A 15,530-nucleotide genomic window follows, 5' to 3' on the forward strand; every position below is an offset into this window, starting at 1 on the left:
AATCAACCTGCTATGACTCCGGTGTAAACCCCATAAAGGAATGAGGCACACGTTAGAGAGCCAAGAACAACGGAGATAATCATTACTTACGGAGCCAAGAAATAACCATACCTAGACCGAAACCAAGTGCAGCAATACCAATCACCCCTGAAGTAGTTAACTCGACCATACCTTTACCCGCAGTAACGGCAGCAGTAATAGCGGTTTCATTTGCACTACCTTCAGCGAACGCAGAGCCAGAAGTAACAGCGACAGAAGCAACAAGGATTTTATTGCTAACCAATTGACGTAATTTCAACATAATAATTTTCCTAAATGGATTAACGAAAGTGTTTTAATACACGGCCTAGAACATGACCACCAACAAAGGTTGCCAAGCTCTGACCGACAACGAATTCATACAATGATTTGTCGAATTCAAGTAATGACCAATCAAATTGGCCATCTACCAAGTGCGTTAACTGTTCTTTAGAGACCAAGACATAATCACAAACATCACCAGACGATTGTTGCAAAATCCCATCAATAACAGTCACACAAATAGACATAGCACTAAGACCTAATTACTTAGTTTTTTGGGAGCGGTGGCAAATCGAATAAGTGGAAGCCGTTCAAAGCAACGTGCTTACCCTCATCATTACCAAAGCTAAATTCTTTATACTCAACATTGAATTGCATACGCTTACCAACGCAAGATTTTAAAACCTCTCCGGCCTTACCACCTGCCCAAAGCTCAGAGGAGATCTTAACTTCGATAGTGTTAGTCGGATTGGTTGTAATCAGTTTCAACTTACCTACAGTCAAAGCCTCACCCGTACCACGAGCGGGTTTTGTTTCTTGAATGATATCGGTATCGTCTAAAATCAAACCTTCGAGTTTCATATTGCGTTTCCTTTCTTGACGTAATTTTTTGGTTAAAAGAGAAAAAGACAGTTATTGACACAAGTCCAAGGAGACTAGTGAAACCTATCCGGAGGGGCTACGCCCACCGAACAGGCCCCACGAGGCTCTAAAGAGCCAAAGAGCACAAGCGCCTCAATCTCATCCATACGGGCCAGATGCTTCTCGTATTCTTCATACTGGCTATCTAGCATGTATTCGTATTCTTTCTCACGCTCCAAAGCATCAAACCAGTCCACAGTCCCAGACATGATTTTCTCTTGTGAAGCAATGAACTTATCTATGTTTTCGACTTTCCAAGATTTAAAGCGAGTGACTACAAGAACATCACGGAACATTAAGCCAGAGATACGAGCTTGAGCCGCGTCACCGTAGCGAGTCGTAGAGTATTCACCACCGGATTCAATTAGCTTTTCGATAGTGTTAGTCACTTCATAAGCAGCCTTGACGGTTTGGTCTTTGCGCTTTACAAACACACCGCCCATGGCATAACAAAACGCTTCCCAGTCACCCGCATCCGCAGCCCTGCGAACGTTTTCTAGAGTTAGATGTTCTTCGTTGTTTAAGTCTGAAAACATAGCGTCTTCCTCGTTAAGTTCTTCGCGTAAGCGTCTAAGCTCACGCCAAACAGTGACAGAAGCACCGCCTATAAATTGAAATTGTCTGATACGATTCACACGCGCCCAAGTGACAACGCGTTCAGCAGCCGCAATACCATCTAGATTAGAACTGCGGTCTTTATCGATGTGTTTACCATCAACGTTTTTACTCACGTACTTAGCCACGTAACCAACAGCAGAACCTTTACTAAAATCAATTAGCTCAGACTTGAAACGGTACTTTTTAGCACCTGATTCGTTAGGCGTATCAGCAAGGGCTAGACGGTTAAACTCAGATGTAACAAAAGCTCGATGTTCTTTTTCCATAAACAAAAGCATGTGGTGATGAGCCGTACCATCTTGATGAGGTTCAACAATGCGCATCCCATAGATTTTGATATCGTTCTTATCCAAAATTTTGCGAAGCGAAGACCAAACACCAATCAAATGATCGTGTGATTGTCTCGCGTCCGGTCGTCCTGCTTTCTCCCAATTGGGATTAGTCACACCACCAGAAACCGCGTGAAATCTTGACGGAGTAGTCACGGTATAAAACACCGCGTCATGGTCTGATTTTTTAGCGATGTTTTCAAAGCCATTAAGACGGGCAAACATTTCATTACGTCTTAATTCTGGATTCGAAACTGATTTAGCCGACAACTCAGAAAGAGTAAAAAAGGTTTGAGGGTCGTTCTCATCAAAGGCCACCGTTTTTTCTAGCGCAATCTCATTAGATTTCATGCGGTCGCGATGTCTACGAACTGAAAAATCAGAACAATAAATTTGCTTATGACGTTCAACAAGTGCCAAGTCTCGCGCCACCTGTTCAACTTCATAAGCACACTTTCTGCGTAACTGACGAACAAGCCAGTTATTATCAATTGCACGAGCAACAAGAGAATGCAGCTCGTTATTCGATTCAGCTTTTTTAATAACTTCCTCACGAAAGCCAAGGCCAAGCGAAGCCAGAAGCCCAACACAAGTTTCAAATTGTGTTTCGACATCAGGAAGACAAGCGACAGCACGACCAAATTGTTTAGATTTGTTTTCAGCGAGCTGGCGAATATCATCGTCAGGCATTGCCGCGCTGTAACCGTTTTTAGTGAGTCGTTCATGTGCACGATGTAAAGCGTAAGCCGCGTCAATCTCTTCCTTTTGCTTACACATATCTTTGTAAGCACGAAGCATATGACGAGTAAAATCACCATTGCGCTTTAAACCAAACGGCAAAGAATTACAAAGCAATGGAGCAGGGCGATAAGCAAGAGAAGGAAGCCCCGTCACATCATGAGCGTGAATCTGATGATTTAACGCAGGGACAACCGAAGCCGCAAGAGGATAATTAGAGCGCGTATGGTCTTTGTATGAAGACAAGTAATCGAACTGATTATCATGAACATGTTCAGCCGTTGCCCATGATTGAACCGGAACGAAATCAATCATTTCAAAGCTTTTCGTTTTGAGGTCGAAAACGCGCTCGTAAGCCATGATTAATGACTCACAACATAAGAAACTTGAGCCAAAGGCCATGAGTTTTGTAAACGTTCTACAATGCTGTGAGCATCGGATTCAGAGAGGAATTTACTGTGAAAATGTTGAGCCGTGGTAATCACAAAAGGCTTACCATGAGCTGAAGTACCAAAACCTGCGAAGTAACGAGGTAAACACCCAGAAACTAATAGAACATTAACCATAACAACCACCTTGACTGATTATTGAGTTGGGATTGACCATCTAAGCCGAGCTATAAGCGTCAAGGGCGAACAGCCCAGACCTAGACAGTCAAAATAGGATTAACCAAATTTGGTTAACGGGGGAAATCATATACACCAGATTTGGTTAACGCAATACACCAAAAATGGTTAGCAATAGGCTATGATTAGGAAAACGGAGGATTTGCCATGTACCAGAATGAACTGTTAGACGCCTATAAAAAGGCGCAAAATTACGTACAAGACAAGCAAATAGCACACGATATGAACATACCACAGCAGAGAATCAGTGATTTTCGCAAAGGTCGTCGCTATCTCACTGATTCACAAGCGGTTTTTTTAGCAGAAAATGCAAAGTTAGACCCACAGGTCGCATTGATAGGTTTGCACGCTGACCGCAACGACAATCCAGAGATAAAACAGCTATGGGAACACATGGCAAAAAAGTTTGACAGGTTAGGATTATCAGGAATTTCAATGGCTTGCGGAGGTTTTGCGTTATGGATGATGCAGACTAAAGAAGCGATATTTGACTGCGTATTATGTATATTATGTTAAATTGATTTTGGTGTTTATAAGGCAGGTATCTTTATTTGATGCCCTGCCTCTCTTTTTAGTGCTGTTCCGGTGTTCTATTTAACAGTAAGACTATTTACCATAAAATACCTAATAAACATATATCCTAATCTTCGATTCAGAATATGTTTATTAGACTTCAAGCATGAGCCTATCAATTGCTTCTGTGATTTCTTTGGTTCTTACTGGCTTGGTCACGAAATCATTCATGCCGACATCTAAGCAAGAAAATCTGTCTTCTACTGATGTGTGTGCCGTTAGCGCGACAATTGGTGTTTGGATGTTTGCATCTCTCATGTATTTGGTTGTGGTCAATCCATCCATTACTGGCATCGACACATCCATTAAGATAATGTCGATTGCATCGCTGCCTTGTTCAATAAAGCTAATGGCTTCTGCTCCATTGCTCGCGATGAACACCTCGTGGCCTTGTCGCGTTAAGATTAATTTTATGACCATTTGATTGGTTGGATTGTCTTCTACAACCAATACTGAGTATCGACTTCTTGGCTCTTCTTGAATCTGCAGTTCATTTTGTCTGTTTGTCTTGTTACAGACAACTCTCGTTGAAACTGGCAATTGCACTTCGAATTTGGAGCCTTGTCCTAGTTCGCTGTTTACAAAGATTCGACCTCGCATTAATTCAACAAGACGTTTGGTGATCGCTAATCCTAAACCTGTGCCACCAAACCTTCTGGTGATCGTGCTATCAGCTTGAACAAACGGACTGAATAATGACGAAAGCTGCTGGGCACTGATTCCAATCCCTGAGTCTTCTACTGTGATATAGAACGAGCTTTGCTGATACTTGATTGATACATGTACGTGTCCACGCTCGGTAAACTTGATGGCATTTCCAATCAAATTAAAGAGGATCTGCGCTAAGCGGCTCTGGTCGATATAATGAAGCTCATCTTCAGGGATATCGGTTGTCACTGTTAAGGCTAATCCCTTGCTGTCTGCGGCTTTTCTTTGTTCCGATAAAACAAAAGTTACAGTGTCTCTTACGTTATTCCACTGAGGAGCTAACGAGAAACATCCAGATTCAATCTTAGAGAAATCCAACACGTCACTGATAATTGCCAACAAAAGTTCAGACGATGTACTCATATTAAGCAGTATAGATTGCTGTTCTTCAGTTAGCTCGGTGGATTTTAGCGTGTCAATAAGCCCAATAATGGCGTTCAACGGTGTCCTGAGCTCGTGACTCATCATAGCTAGAAACTCAGACTTCGCTTTGTTAGCTTCTTCTGCTTCCTTTCTCGCGTTTACTAGCTCTGCGGTTCGCTCTCTTACCGTTGCTTCAAGCTTCTCTTTGTTCTCAATATCGAAAACGGCTCTTTCAATAAGAGGACGGAAACGATTTAAGGTTGCTTTGGTTTCAATGCTGAAGTGCTTGGTGTTGGAATGGATAAAGATAATGACGGATTGGGTCAGTCCACTATCTAGACCGGTGATCAGAACAGAGTTAATTTGGTCGAGAACAATGGGATGCAAAGAGTTGAATTCACCCAGGGATTTGGGTTCAAAAAGGATGGCGCATTCTCCATTGATGACACGCGAAAGCTTGCCGCAATCGTTCCAATTCATTTGTTCAAAGACTTTGTTATTGGTTAACAGGGTTTTAAAAGCACCGTCGTTCCCTACCCTTGAAACCACAATAAAGTCATCGAATTTGATGTATTTTTTGAGGACATACTCCAAGCTAGAGAATATCTCGGAAATGTTACCCGCTTTACTGATCGCAGAGATAGTTGACAAGATCACCCTATTCTCTTCAGCGAGTTTTCGTTCACGGAGTTTTAGTTTTTGTAGTTCAATGCGAGCTTCTTGCAGCGCTTCTTGACCTTCGGAACTCATTACTTTTTTAACCTATAAAACGTTGCTGAGGATACCATCAAATTTCCGTGCGCGTTTTCCCCACCAGAGAGCCTTCCTTGCTCGCCAAAAGTAAAAGGACATATGTATGGGAGGCCGTTAAGCGCCTGATTTATCTGGTTACATACCTCATCCATATCTTGTTTTAGGTGCAGCATTGGTCCTGCACAGAATATGTTGATAGCCCCTAATTTTTCTTCAAGGTCCATGTCATTATAATAAGAAGAATGAATGATGTTAGCGGCACGACTGATCAGTTGTTGCTTAGAGCCTTGCATCAAATAGATGGTGTCACCTTCATTTATATCAGTGAACAATTCGATACCGTTACACTCTGTTTCTCTGATCGAATGCGATAATTTGAAATATGGGTAGTCGTAAGAAGAGCCAACCTTTCGGCCTAATGGATAAACTGTCGACTTTTCAAAAATATACCCATCATCACTGCCACCTAAATGAAAATTTGTCCATTCATTATAAACGGTGGTCGCAGGCCTATGGTCGATCTCTAACAATATTCGATTTCTTACTTTGGTGACGGTACCTGAAAATTGAGTCGGCGTATGCCCTGAGCTTAGCGATGAATATATAGATTGCGATGCAAATATGACGGTTAACGATACACCATTAATAGAGAGCGATTCTTCGTTGAATATGCTCCAATTTCCTGAAACCTGATTGTCTGCCGCGCTACCACCAACAATAGGCACTTCTGTGCCAAATTTCGTATCGATAGCCGCCATTACTTTCTCTTCATTACCAGGAGTGGAATGAAGTAAGATTAAGTCAGGTATCTCACCTTCTCTATTTGCATTTCTAAGTGCTTTGTCGATAGCTCGAAAGGTACTTGCTTCTATAGAGTCAGAAAAGTGCTCAATGCCGGTTCCGTAGGCATTGATCCCTGAGTCATAGATGATAAGAACGCCAATGACGGGGCCTGAATGAAATCCAGTTTCTGTCATAATGCCGTGGCAAGTGGTGCATCCGTGGATAGGAGTATTCGGAAGAGCGTCTACCAAATATCGCTGAACAGCGAGTGTGGAATACTCTTCTGTACAGTAGCAAATGAGACAAGCTATTTGTTCTGGGGTCTCAACTCCAGAGAGTAACTCATCTACCGCAATTTTATCGTCTAAGGAATAAGAGACTTTTGATAGAAATTTCATAGATTTCTGAATACTTTATGAATAATCTATTTATAACACTTTTATGCACTAAGTTTTACTGATTTAGTACATATTTCTATCAACAAACTGCGGTAAGAGTGATTTACACGCCCTGTTATTCTTTGGAAATGTTGACCAAATATGTGCCACTCTGTTGTGGAAATGTGATGCTTATTGATGAGGCTTTATCGGTCGTTTTTAACGCCCATTTTGAGGCTTTATTTTCCTCAAGAATTCCGTTCTCATCATAGCTAATGATAAATTTGCCAGTTTTAGATGTTTCGATTAAATAGCCTAGGTTATTGTCCGAAATTAAAACATTATGTTTATCAATAGTAATTTGACAAGGTTTTGAAACTATACAGTTTATCGTCTCGTCTTGGTCGTATGTCACTGTTCTCCAAGTAAATGCCGCTATTAAAATAACCAACATGACGATAATTTGAACAAGCCTGCCTTTTGTTAGCTTTTGTGCCGCCATTATAATCTTTACTCCTTGTTACAAAGTTCAAAGTTTTTAAATAAAAATCCAATTCCAGACCAAGCGTAAGGTTACTACTCTGTCATTGATTTGTTAATTCAAGTATAGTGTCGCGTTGAAAATGCCACTTTTTTTCAAAATCAGCAAGTGGAAATAAAGCCCTGAATAGGCTGAATTTCCTTTTCTAATTTGGGTGGCATTACGACGTGAGTCGTGTTGGAAGTAAAGTGTAGTAAATAAGAAATTGGAAGCATGCAAATGAGCCAAGAAAAGCAGCTTGAACAAAACTACAACTATACGGTCGTCCGTCAATTTACCCTTGTTACAATTTTGTGGGGTATTGTCGGTATGGGCGTTGGTGTTTTGATTGCCGCTCAATTAGTTTGGCCACAGCTAAACTTTGATACGCCGTGGCTGACGTACAGTCGTTTACGTCCCCTGCATACTAATGCGGTTATTTTTGCGTTCGGTACAAGTGCGCTGTTTGCAACATCATATTATGTTGTGCAACGTACCTGTCAGACGCGTCTCTTTGGTGGCCCTCTCGTAGCCTTTACCTTTTGGGGTTGGCAAGCGATTATCCTGTCCGCTGCAATTACTTTACCGTTAGGTTTAACCTCTGGTAAAGAATACGCAGAACTTGAATGGCCAATCGATATTGCTATTACTCTTGTGTGGGTAGCTTATGCGGTCGTGTTCTTCGGAACTATGATTAAGCGTAAGACATCGCACATTTATGTAGCTAACTGGTTCTTCGGAGCCTTCATCATCACGGTTGCCGTGTTGCACATCGTTAACAGCCTGGCTGTTCCTGTATCTGCGTTTAAATCTTACTCGATTTATTCCGGAGCGATCGATGCAATGGTGCAATGGTGGTACGGACACAATGCGGTAGGCTTCCTATTGACAGCTGGTTTCCTAGGTATGATGTATTACTTCGTTCCTAAACAAGCTGGTCGCCCTGTTTACTCTTACCGTTTGTCAATTGTCCACTTCTGGGCTCTTGTGTCTCTGTATATATGGGCTGGTCCTCACCACCTACACTACACTGCACTTCCAGACTGGACTCAGTCTCTAGGTATGGTTATGTCTTTGGTTCTGTTTGCTCCTTCTTGGGGTGGCATGATCAATGGTATTATGACTCTATCTGGCGCGTGGCATAAGCTTCGCTACGACCCAATCCTACGTTTCCTAATCGTTTCTCTATCATTCTACGGCATGTCGACTTTCGAAGGCCCAATGATGGCAATCAAAACGGTTAATGCACTATCTCACTACACGGACTGGACTATCGGTCACGTTCACTCTGGTGCGTTAGGTTGGGTTGCAATGGTTTCAATCGGTTCGGTTTACCACTTAGTTCCTAAACTATTTGGTCAAGAGCGTATGTACTCTGTATCACTAATCAATGTTCACTTCTGGTTAGCAACGATTGGTACAGTTTTCTACATTGTTGCAATGTGGATCTCTGGTGTGATGCAAGGTCTGATGTGGCGTGCAGTTAACTCTGACGGTACATTGACTTACAGCTTCGTAGAATCTGTAGAAGCTTCTTACCCGTTCTACTTTGTACGTTTCTTAGGTGGTTTCATCTTCCTATCAGGTATGTTCTTACTGGCATACAACACGTACAAAACTGTTTCTGCACCTAAAGATAGCCTTAAAGCTATCCCTCAACCGGCTTAAGGAGATTTAGAATGAGCTCAAATTCAAATAATCGCCATGAGTTGGTCGAGAAAAACGTTGGTCTACTAGCGATCTTGATCGTTATCGCAATCAGCTTTGGTGCTTTAGTAGAAATCACTCCGCTTATTTTCCAAAAGCAGACGACTGAACCTGTAGAAAATCTACGCGTTTACTCTGCTCTGGAAATGGAAGGTCGTGATATTTACATTCGTGAAGGTTGTAACGTATGTCACAGCCAAATGATTCGTCCTTTCCGCTCTGAAACTGAACGTTACGGCCACTACTCTGTAGCGGGCGAAAGTGTTTGGGAACATCCATTCCTATGGGGTTCTAAGCGTACTGGTCCAGATCTAGCGCGTGTTGGTGATCGTTACTCTGATGAGTGGCACCGTGTTCACCTTCTAGACCCACGCGAACTTGTTCCTGAATCAAACATGCCAGGTTTCCCATGGCTTGCTGAGAATGTACTTGATGGCAAATTGACTAAGCAGAAGCTTGAACTCTTCCGCAATCAATTTGGTGTTCCTTACACAGACGAACAAATTGCTAACGCTAAACAAGATGTTGAAGGAAAAACAGAGATGGATGCAATCATCGCTTACCTTCAATCGCTTGGCCACGCAATGAAATAAGGAATAATTATGGACATTATTACATTTCAAAGTGTTTGGACTGTTACTGTTTTTGCTTGTTTCATCGGCATCGTTTGGTGGGCATACGGCAAGAATCGTAAAACACGTTTCGATGAAGATGCGAACCTAGTGTTTGCAGACGACGAGCCGGCAACAAGTTCTAAAAATCAAGGAGTGACAAAGTAATGAGTACATTCTGGAGTATCTGGGTTAGTGCGATTACGATTGGTACCCTAATTGGTTGTGCGGTCTTACTTCGTTGGTGTTTTAAAGATAAAACAGGCGTAGAACCAGGTCATGATATGGGCCACGAATACGATGGTATTCGTGAGCTTAATAACCCACTACCTAAATGGTGGACATACCTTTTCGTAAGCACAATTGTGTTTGCAGCTGTTTATCTTGCTCTATACCCAGGCCTTGGTAACTTTAAAGGTCTATTAGGTTGGACGAGTTCAAACCAAACAGTTCGTAGCGTAGAAGAGTCTCGCTCTGCAATCGCTGCAGCTCAAGCTAACAAACAGTTAGATGAGTACGCAAAAGAACTTGATGACGCGAACACTTATTTTGGCGAAGCATTCAAGAAGCTAGCTCATGATGAGAACGGTCTACGTTCTGTTCCTGACATCGCATCTGATGCTGAAGCAATCAAAGTGGGTCAACGTTTGTTCTTACAGAACTGTTCTCAGTGTCATGGTTCTGATGCTCGTGGTCAAAAGGGCTTCCCTAACTTGACTGACGATGCATGGCTATATGGCGGTGAACCACAAGCTATCGTTACTACCATCATGCATGGTCGTGTCGGTCAAATGCCAGCGTGGAAAGACGCACTAGGCGAGCAAGGCGTTAAAGAAGTAGTTAGCTACACTCTTAGCCTTTCTGGTCGTAGCGTGAATGCACGTGAGGCAGAAGCTGGTAAAGCACGTTTCGTTGTGTGTGCTGCGTGTCACGGTACAGATGGTAAGGGTAACCCTGCTGTTGGTGCACCTGACCTAACAGACCGCGATTGGTTGTTTGGCGATTCTCGCGCTGATGTAACTGAAACAGTAATGAACGGCCGTTCTGGCGTAATGCCTGCTTGGAAGGATATTCTAGGCGAGGACAAAGTTCAGCTTGTTGCATCGTACGTGTGGAGCTTAAGTAACTCAGATAATAAGTAACATTTCAATAACAGCCTCTTTCTAAGAGGCTGTCTTTCCTTTATTTTATAAGCCCTTCTTTTTATTCATTTTTGAGATATTTTTTATGGTAAAGCCTTGGTATAAACAGTTTTGGCCGTGGTTCTTAATCGCGTTGCCAGCGACAGTAGTTATTTGGACCATCATGACGGTCATTGTGTTCACACAGAACTCTGTAGATCTAGTGACTGAGGATTACTATAAAAAAGGAAAAGGCATTAATGTCGACATTTCAAAAGTAAACATTGCTAAAGAGCTTGGCCTATCAGCTTCAGTTAATGAGAAAGGTAACTCGGTTATCATTACTCTAGACAAAGGCAAGCTTGACCACTTCCCTGCTATTAGCGCAATGTTCGTGCACAGAACGTTGCCTGACCGTGATTTCACCCAGCTACTGACGGCTGATGCGAGCGGCAACTACACGTTGACTCTGGATCATGAAATGCAAGGTCCATGGTTTATTGAGCTTTCTCCGCATGATTCTGAATGGTTAGTGCAAGGTCGCATGAACTTCCCTATTGATACTCCTACTCAACTAACGAACTAAAGCTTATGTGTGAATCCTGTTATCACTGCGGTGAAGATGTACCAGCGGAAACGGATTTTAAAGTAGAAATCTTAGGGTCGGTCCGACCGATGTGTTGTCCGGGTTGCGAAACCGTAGCCCAGACAATCATAGATAGTGGTTTGGTCTCTTATTACCAATACCGTACTGCTCCTGCTGAAAAAGCAGATTTGGTGCCAGAGCAGCTTCTGGCGCTGAGTCATTACGACAATGAAGATGTTCAATTGGAGTTCGTTCGTAACTCTGAAAATACCTCTGAAGTGACATTGTCACTAGAGGGGGTCTCTTGTGCTGCCTGTGCATGGCTCATTGAGAAGCAAGTCTCCTCAAAGCTAGGCGTTGTGAGTATTCGTGTCAATACCACGACTAATCGTGCCCTGCTTAGCTGGGACAACACTCAGGCTAAACTGAGTGAGTTGCTATCCGCGATTCATAGGTTAGGCTATAAAGCCGCACCATTCGAGGCTGACCAACAAGAAGCCGCTTATCATCGTTCGATGAAAAACTACCTTTATCGTCTTGGTGTCGCGGGTTTAGCGACCATGCAAGTCATGATGCTAGCTGTGGCGCTTTATCTCGAAGTTTTTGGCAGCCTTGAGCCGGAATTCAAAAGCTACTTTCGTTGGGTGAGTTTGATTTTCGCAACGCCAGTACTGCTCTACTCTGCATTACCGTTCTATATTAACGCTTGGCGTAGTATCAAAGGCCGAACCTTGGGCATGGATGTTCCTGTGTCGATCGCTCTATTGTTTGCCTATGTTGCGAGTTTAGTGGCAACGGTGACAGAGCAAGGCGAAGTATTCTTTGAATCTATCTCAATGTTCACCTTCTTCTTGTTGCTTGGTCGTTTCCTTGAGATGCGCGCGCGTCGTAAAGCGGCAGCCGCTAGCGGTAACCTGCTTAAGTTGGTTCCTGCGATGGCGACAACGTTAGACGGTGAACAAGTTCCGGTAAAAACCTTGAAGGTTGGCGATCAGATTCGCGTTCTTCCTGGTGAGCATATTCCTGCGGATGGCAAAGTATTATCTGGCAGAATTCACATTGATGAATCCATGCTGACTGGTGAGTCAATTCATGTGGTTAAGAACGAAGGCGATACCGTCTTTGCTGGCACACTGAATGGCGATGAATCGTTTGAATTAGAAGTGATGACCTCTAAAGCGGATTCGGTTATTTCTAATATCGTTCGCCTTCAAGATGAAGCTCAATTGTCTAAACCTCGCATCGCTGAAATCGCTGATGTGGTAGCGCGATACTTTGTCGCGGTTATCTTAATCATTTCATTTGGTACTTGGTTCTATTGGCATCAAACACGTCCAGAAGACGCATTCTGGATCATGCTTTCAGTGTTAGTGGCGACGTGCCCTTGTGCTCTGTCTCTTGCGACGCCGACGGCGATTACATGTTCAACATCTCGCATGGGTAACTTTGGTATTTTGCTGCGCAAAGGCCACGTATTTGAAACCTTATGTAAAGTGAACCACTTAATCATCGATAAAACGGGCACGCTGACTGAAGGTGATATTCGTATCAGCAAAGTCGAGACGTTTACTGACCTTGATAAAGAAATATGCCTGCAAGTCGCGGCTAGCTTAGAACAACACGCTAACCACCCTATCGCAAAAGCGTTCAAGACCCATCTTTCAGATGATATTGAAGTAGAGTCGGTGAACAATGTGATTGGTTCGGGCATTACTGGTGAGTGGAATGGGCAAGAAGTGGCGATTGGTAGTAGCGAGTTCATTTTAGGTGAAGCTCAGCCATCTCAAAGTAATGGTATTTACTTGTCGCTGGCTGGCCGTCATATCGCAACATTCACTTATGAAGACCCGATTCGTAAAGAAAGTATTGAGTTCATTAAGCAATTCAAAGAAGCGGGAATCAAAACCACGCTGCTGACTGGCGACTCTTTGATTAACGCGAAGCCTGTTGCGGCAGAGATTGGTATTACTGACATTGTTGCTAACGCGAAGCCGGAAGATAAACTGGCGTACCTTAACTCTAGAGACGCTAGTGACATCACCATGATGGTTGGCGATGGTATCAACGATGCGCCTATTCTTGCGGGTGCACACCTTTCAGTTGCGATGGGTGGCGGTACGGATGTAGCGAAAGCCTCAGCGGATATGGTGTTATTGGGCGATAAACTCGATAGATTACTTAAATCACGTACATTGGCGCTTAAAACGCGTAAGATAATCCGTGAAAACTTAGCGTGGTCGTTGGGGTATAACCTACTTATTCTTCCATTGGCCGTCGCTGGTTTGGTTGCTCCTTACATTGCCGTGGTTGGCATGTCTGCTAGCTCTATTATTGTTGTGTCTAATTCGTTAAGGCTTTTAAAAGAGCAAGGTAAATAATGGAAAGTTTATACATACTCATTCCAATTGCGATCGTACTTGTGTGCATCGCTGTCGGTATCTTTCTATGGGCCGTTAAGAGTGAGCAGTTTGAAGACCTTGAGCGTCAAGGCCACAACATTCTGTTTGATGAAGACAACCATATTAACGTTGATACCAAGCCTACTACAGCCTCAAAAGAGAGCGACAAGAACCAAAGCTCGGCTGAAACACAATCTAACGTAGAAAAAAAGAATGATGACGCCTGATTGGATTGGCGCTTTTGTTGTTGGATTGATCGGCGCAGGCCATTGCATGGGAATGTGTGGTGGTATTGCGTCGCTTCTGTCTATTGGCAACAGTAAACCTTCCCCTGTTCTTCCCCTCCTTTATAATCTTGGTCGTCTATTAAGCTATGCCGTAATTGGTGGCGTGATTGGCGGTGCGATTTCTTCGATTGGCCAGTTGAGTGATTTTAATGCCTTGCTTGGTTGGCTTCGTTTATTTGCTGCCGTCTTTATGATTATCTTAGGTTTGTACATCGGTAAATGGTGGTTCGGCTTGTTGTTCTTTGAAAAAATTGGACAAAAGCTATGGCGTTATATCTCTCCTGTAGGTAAATCATTTCTACCATTAAAGCACCCTAGCCATGCTTTACCATTTGGTTTTATCTGGGGTTGGCTTCCATGTGGCCTTGTTTACTCTATGCTGACGTGGGCTGCGGTATCTGGAAGTTGGTATAACGGCGCAGGTATCATGCTGGCGTTTGGCTTAGGGACGCTACCAGCCATGCTTACTGTTGGTATGGGCGCTAATTTTCTAAAAAAACTGCAACAAGCCGACTTATTTCGCCAATTAGGCGCAATTCTAATCCTTATTTACGGTTTTTATACTGGATATATGGCACTGCAGCTCATTATTTATACCGTATAGCCGTTCTTTAAATCCGGTTTTTTTACTACCCAACTGGATAAAGGAATGCTAAAATATTGACGTATATCAAATAGTGAAAGATTGTTATGATTTCTGAAAAGCCTGTGACGAAACGTGTTCAGTCTGGTGGCTGTGCAATCCACTGCCAGGATTGTAGTATTAGCCAGCTCTGTATCCCATTTACTTTGAATGAATCTGAACTTGATCAACTTGATCAGATCATTGAGAGAAAAAAGCCTATTCAAAAAGGCCAAGAGTTATTTAAAGCCGGTGACGAGCTTAAATCTCTGTATGCTATTCGCTCTGGAACGATCAAGAGTTACACGATTACCGAACAAGGTGATGAGCAGATTACTGCATTCCATCTAGCGGGCGATCTTGTTGGTTTTGATGCGATTACGGGTGACGAACACCCTAGCTTTGCACAAGCACTTGAAACTTCTATGGTGTGTGAAATTCCATACGAGATCCTTGATGACTTATCAGGAAAAATGCCTAAATTGCGTCAGCAAATTATGCGCCTGATGAGTAACGAGATTAAAGGTGACCAAGAAATGATTCTGCTTCTTTCTAAAAAGAACGCGGAAGAGCGTCTTGCTGCATTCCTTTACAACCTTTCTACTCGCTTCTCTCAACGTGGTTTCAGCCCAAGAGAGTTCCGCTTAACGATGACTCGTGGCGACATTGGTAACTACCTTGGTTTGACTGTTGAAACAATCAGCCGTCTATTAGGTCGTTTCCAGAAAGCTGACATCTTGAGCGTTAAAGGCAAATACATCACTATCGAAGATCACGATGCTCTGATGGAACTTGCTGGCGTTTCAAAAGAATAGTTTAGATATCAATGATGTAGTTCAAAAATGAGCTACATCATGTTTCTCCCCT

The 15,530-nt window shown here is 43.0% G+C and carries 18 protein-coding genes; 10 read left to right on the forward strand and 8 right to left on the reverse strand.

The annotated features are described in order from the left end of the window. Positions 1-82 precede the first annotated feature (82 nt). The 5 genes from OW495_RS18750 to OW495_RS18770 form a co-directional block, all read right to left on the reverse strand. On the reverse strand, positions 83-301 hold the full coding sequence (locus OW495_RS18750) for a hypothetical protein (protein ID WP_102492046.1): 219 nt from the start codon (positions 299-301) through the stop codon (positions 83-85). Between the two features lie 19 nt (positions 302-320). Further along, the gene (locus OW495_RS18755; protein ID WP_102297672.1) at positions 321-548 is read right to left on the reverse strand and encodes a transcriptional regulator; all 228 of its coding nucleotides are present in this window, start codon (positions 546-548) and stop codon (positions 321-323) included. A 19-nt stretch (positions 549-567) separates the two neighbouring features. Continuing rightward, positions 568-882: a chemotaxis protein gene (locus OW495_RS18760; protein WP_076647148.1), complete on the reverse strand. Its 315-nt coding sequence runs from the start codon at positions 880-882 to the stop codon at positions 568-570. Positions 883-956: 74 nt separating this feature from the next. After that, complete coding sequence (locus OW495_RS18765) at positions 957-2,987, reverse strand: replication endonuclease (protein ID WP_289887747.1); 2,031 nt, start codon at positions 2,985-2,987, stop codon at positions 957-959. A 2-nt stretch (positions 2,988-2,989) separates the two neighbouring features. Beyond that, a complete protein-coding gene (locus tag OW495_RS18770; RefSeq protein WP_289887749.1) occupies positions 2,990-3,193 on the reverse strand; it encodes a hypothetical protein in 204 nt (67 codons plus the stop codon). A 207-nt stretch (positions 3,194-3,400) separates the two neighbouring features. On the opposite strand from OW495_RS18770, the gene OW495_RS18775 reads away from it, so the two are divergent. Next, entirely contained in the window at positions 3,401-3,769 is a 369-nt protein-coding gene (locus OW495_RS18775; protein ID WP_289887751.1) for a DUF3693 domain-containing protein, read from the forward strand. Between the two features lie 150 nt (positions 3,770-3,919). On the opposite strand, the gene OW495_RS18780 is transcribed toward OW495_RS18775, so the two are convergent. From OW495_RS18780 to OW495_RS18790, 3 genes are all read right to left on the reverse strand, one after another. Then, the gene (locus OW495_RS18780; RefSeq protein ID WP_102512785.1) at positions 3,920-5,647 is read right to left on the reverse strand and encodes an ATP-binding protein; all 1,728 of its coding nucleotides are present in this window, start codon (positions 5,645-5,647) and stop codon (positions 3,920-3,922) included. Beyond that, positions 5,647-6,831, reverse strand: coding sequence for an FIST N-terminal domain-containing protein (locus tag OW495_RS18785; protein WP_017112097.1), 1,185 nt, complete (start codon positions 6,829-6,831; stop codon positions 5,647-5,649). The genes OW495_RS18780 and OW495_RS18785 overlap by 1 nt, the downstream gene beginning before the upstream one ends. Positions 6,832-6,946: 115 nt before the next feature. Continuing rightward, a complete protein-coding gene (locus OW495_RS18790; protein ID WP_289887754.1) occupies positions 6,947-7,312 on the reverse strand; it encodes a hypothetical protein in 366 nt (121 codons plus the stop codon). A gap of 252 nt (positions 7,313-7,564) precedes the next feature. Here OW495_RS18790 and ccoN point away from each other — a divergent pair, with 252 nt between their 5' ends. The 9 genes from ccoN (at position 7,565) to OW495_RS18835 (ending at position 15,478) form a co-directional block, all read left to right on the forward strand. Continuing rightward, positions 7,565-8,998: a cytochrome-c oxidase, cbb3-type subunit I gene (ccoN, locus tag OW495_RS18795; protein WP_008221953.1), complete on the forward strand. Its 1,434-nt coding sequence runs from the start codon at positions 7,565-7,567 to the stop codon at positions 8,996-8,998. A gap of 11 nt (positions 8,999-9,009) precedes the next feature. Beyond that, on the forward strand, positions 9,010-9,630 hold the full coding sequence (gene ccoO / locus OW495_RS18800; protein ID WP_016767204.1) for a cytochrome-c oxidase, cbb3-type subunit II: 621 nt from the start codon (positions 9,010-9,012) through the stop codon (positions 9,628-9,630). 9 nt (positions 9,631-9,639) lie between these two features. Further along, the gene (locus OW495_RS18805; RefSeq protein ID WP_017108018.1) at positions 9,640-9,816 is read left to right on the forward strand and encodes a CcoQ/FixQ family Cbb3-type cytochrome c oxidase assembly chaperone; all 177 of its coding nucleotides are present in this window, start codon (positions 9,640-9,642) and stop codon (positions 9,814-9,816) included. Continuing rightward, entirely contained in the window at positions 9,816-10,790 is a 975-nt protein-coding gene (gene ccoP, locus OW495_RS18810; RefSeq protein ID WP_017112094.1) for a cytochrome-c oxidase, cbb3-type subunit III, read from the forward strand. Before OW495_RS18805 ends, ccoP begins: the two co-directional genes overlap by 1 nt. A gap of 85 nt (positions 10,791-10,875) precedes the next feature. Next, positions 10,876-11,355, forward strand: coding sequence for a FixH family protein (locus OW495_RS18815; RefSeq protein WP_017108020.1), 480 nt, complete (start codon positions 10,876-10,878; stop codon positions 11,353-11,355). 5 nt (positions 11,356-11,360) lie between these two features. Beyond that, a complete protein-coding gene (locus tag OW495_RS18820; RefSeq protein ID WP_102512786.1) occupies positions 11,361-13,733 on the forward strand; it encodes a heavy metal translocating P-type ATPase metal-binding domain-containing protein in 2,373 nt (790 codons plus the stop codon). After that, positions 13,733-13,981, forward strand: coding sequence for a cbb3-type cytochrome oxidase assembly protein CcoS (ccoS, locus tag OW495_RS18825; protein WP_102307839.1), 249 nt, complete (start codon positions 13,733-13,735; stop codon positions 13,979-13,981). Before OW495_RS18820 ends, ccoS begins: the two co-directional genes overlap by 1 nt. Beyond that, positions 13,971-14,645 (forward strand): sulfite exporter TauE/SafE family protein, encoded by a 675-nt coding sequence (locus OW495_RS18830; RefSeq protein WP_102512787.1) that lies wholly within the window; start codon positions 13,971-13,973, stop codon positions 14,643-14,645. The genes ccoS and OW495_RS18830 overlap by 11 nt, the downstream gene beginning before the upstream one ends. Positions 14,646-14,731: 86 nt before the next feature. Next, positions 14,732-15,478 carry an FNR family transcription factor gene (locus OW495_RS18835; RefSeq protein ID WP_004733691.1) on the forward strand — a complete coding sequence of 249 codons (747 nt, stop codon included), beginning with the start codon at positions 14,732-14,734 and terminating at the stop codon, positions 15,476-15,478. The last annotated feature ends 52 nt before the right edge of the window (positions 15,479-15,530 follow it).

Source organism: Vibrio sp. 14N.309.X.WAT.E.F5 (assembly GCF_030397615.1).
GTDB classification, from domain to species: domain Bacteria; phylum Pseudomonadota; class Gammaproteobacteria; order Enterobacterales; family Vibrionaceae; genus Vibrio; species Vibrio lentus.

Excerpts from the sequence above, each read along its gene's own strand:
- OW495_RS18815 (WP_017108020.1), top strand. The coding sequence starts at position 10,876 with ATGGTAAAGCCTTGGTATAAACAGTTTTGGCCGTGGTTCTTAATCGCG.
- OW495_RS18805 (WP_017108018.1), top strand. The coding sequence starts at position 9,640 with ATGGACATTATTACATTTCAAAGTGTTTGGACTGTTACTGTTTTTGCT.
- OW495_RS18830 (WP_102512787.1), top strand. The coding sequence starts at position 13,971 with ATGACGCCTGATTGGATTGGCGCTTTTGTTGTTGGATTGATCGGCGCA.
- ccoO (WP_016767204.1), top strand. The coding sequence starts at position 9,010 with ATGAGCTCAAATTCAAATAATCGCCATGAGTTGGTCGAGAAAAACGTT.
- OW495_RS18785 (WP_017112097.1), bottom strand. The coding sequence starts at position 6,831 with ATGAAATTTCTATCAAAAGTCTCTTATTCCTTAGACGATAAAATTGCG.
- OW495_RS18775 (WP_289887751.1), top strand. The coding sequence starts at position 3,401 with ATGTACCAGAATGAACTGTTAGACGCCTATAAAAAGGCGCAAAATTAC.
- OW495_RS18755 (WP_102297672.1), bottom strand. The coding sequence starts at position 548 with ATGTCTATTTGTGTGACTGTTATTGATGGGATTTTGCAACAATCGTCT.
- OW495_RS18765 (WP_289887747.1), bottom strand. The coding sequence starts at position 2,987 with ATGGCTTACGAGCGCGTTTTCGACCTCAAAACGAAAAGCTTTGAAATG.
- OW495_RS18835 (WP_004733691.1), top strand. The coding sequence starts at position 14,732 with ATGATTTCTGAAAAGCCTGTGACGAAACGTGTTCAGTCTGGTGGCTGT.
- OW495_RS18780 (WP_102512785.1), bottom strand. The coding sequence starts at position 5,647 with ATGAGTTCCGAAGGTCAAGAAGCGCTGCAAGAAGCTCGCATTGAACTA.
- ccoP (WP_017112094.1), top strand. The coding sequence starts at position 9,816 with ATGAGTACATTCTGGAGTATCTGGGTTAGTGCGATTACGATTGGTACC.
- OW495_RS18750 (WP_102492046.1), bottom strand. The coding sequence starts at position 301 with ATGTTGAAATTACGTCAATTGGTTAGCAATAAAATCCTTGTTGCTTCT.
- OW495_RS18760 (WP_076647148.1), bottom strand. The coding sequence starts at position 882 with ATGAAACTCGAAGGTTTGATTTTAGACGATACCGATATCATTCAAGAA.
- OW495_RS18790 (WP_289887754.1), bottom strand. The coding sequence starts at position 7,312 with ATGGCGGCACAAAAGCTAACAAAAGGCAGGCTTGTTCAAATTATCGTC.
- OW495_RS18820 (WP_102512786.1), top strand. The coding sequence starts at position 11,361 with ATGTGTGAATCCTGTTATCACTGCGGTGAAGATGTACCAGCGGAAACG.
- OW495_RS18770 (WP_289887749.1), bottom strand. The coding sequence starts at position 3,193 with ATGGTTAATGTTCTATTAGTTTCTGGGTGTTTACCTCGTTACTTCGCA.
- ccoN (WP_008221953.1), top strand. The coding sequence starts at position 7,565 with ATGCAAATGAGCCAAGAAAAGCAGCTTGAACAAAACTACAACTATACG.
- ccoS (WP_102307839.1), top strand. The coding sequence starts at position 13,733 with ATGGAAAGTTTATACATACTCATTCCAATTGCGATCGTACTTGTGTGC.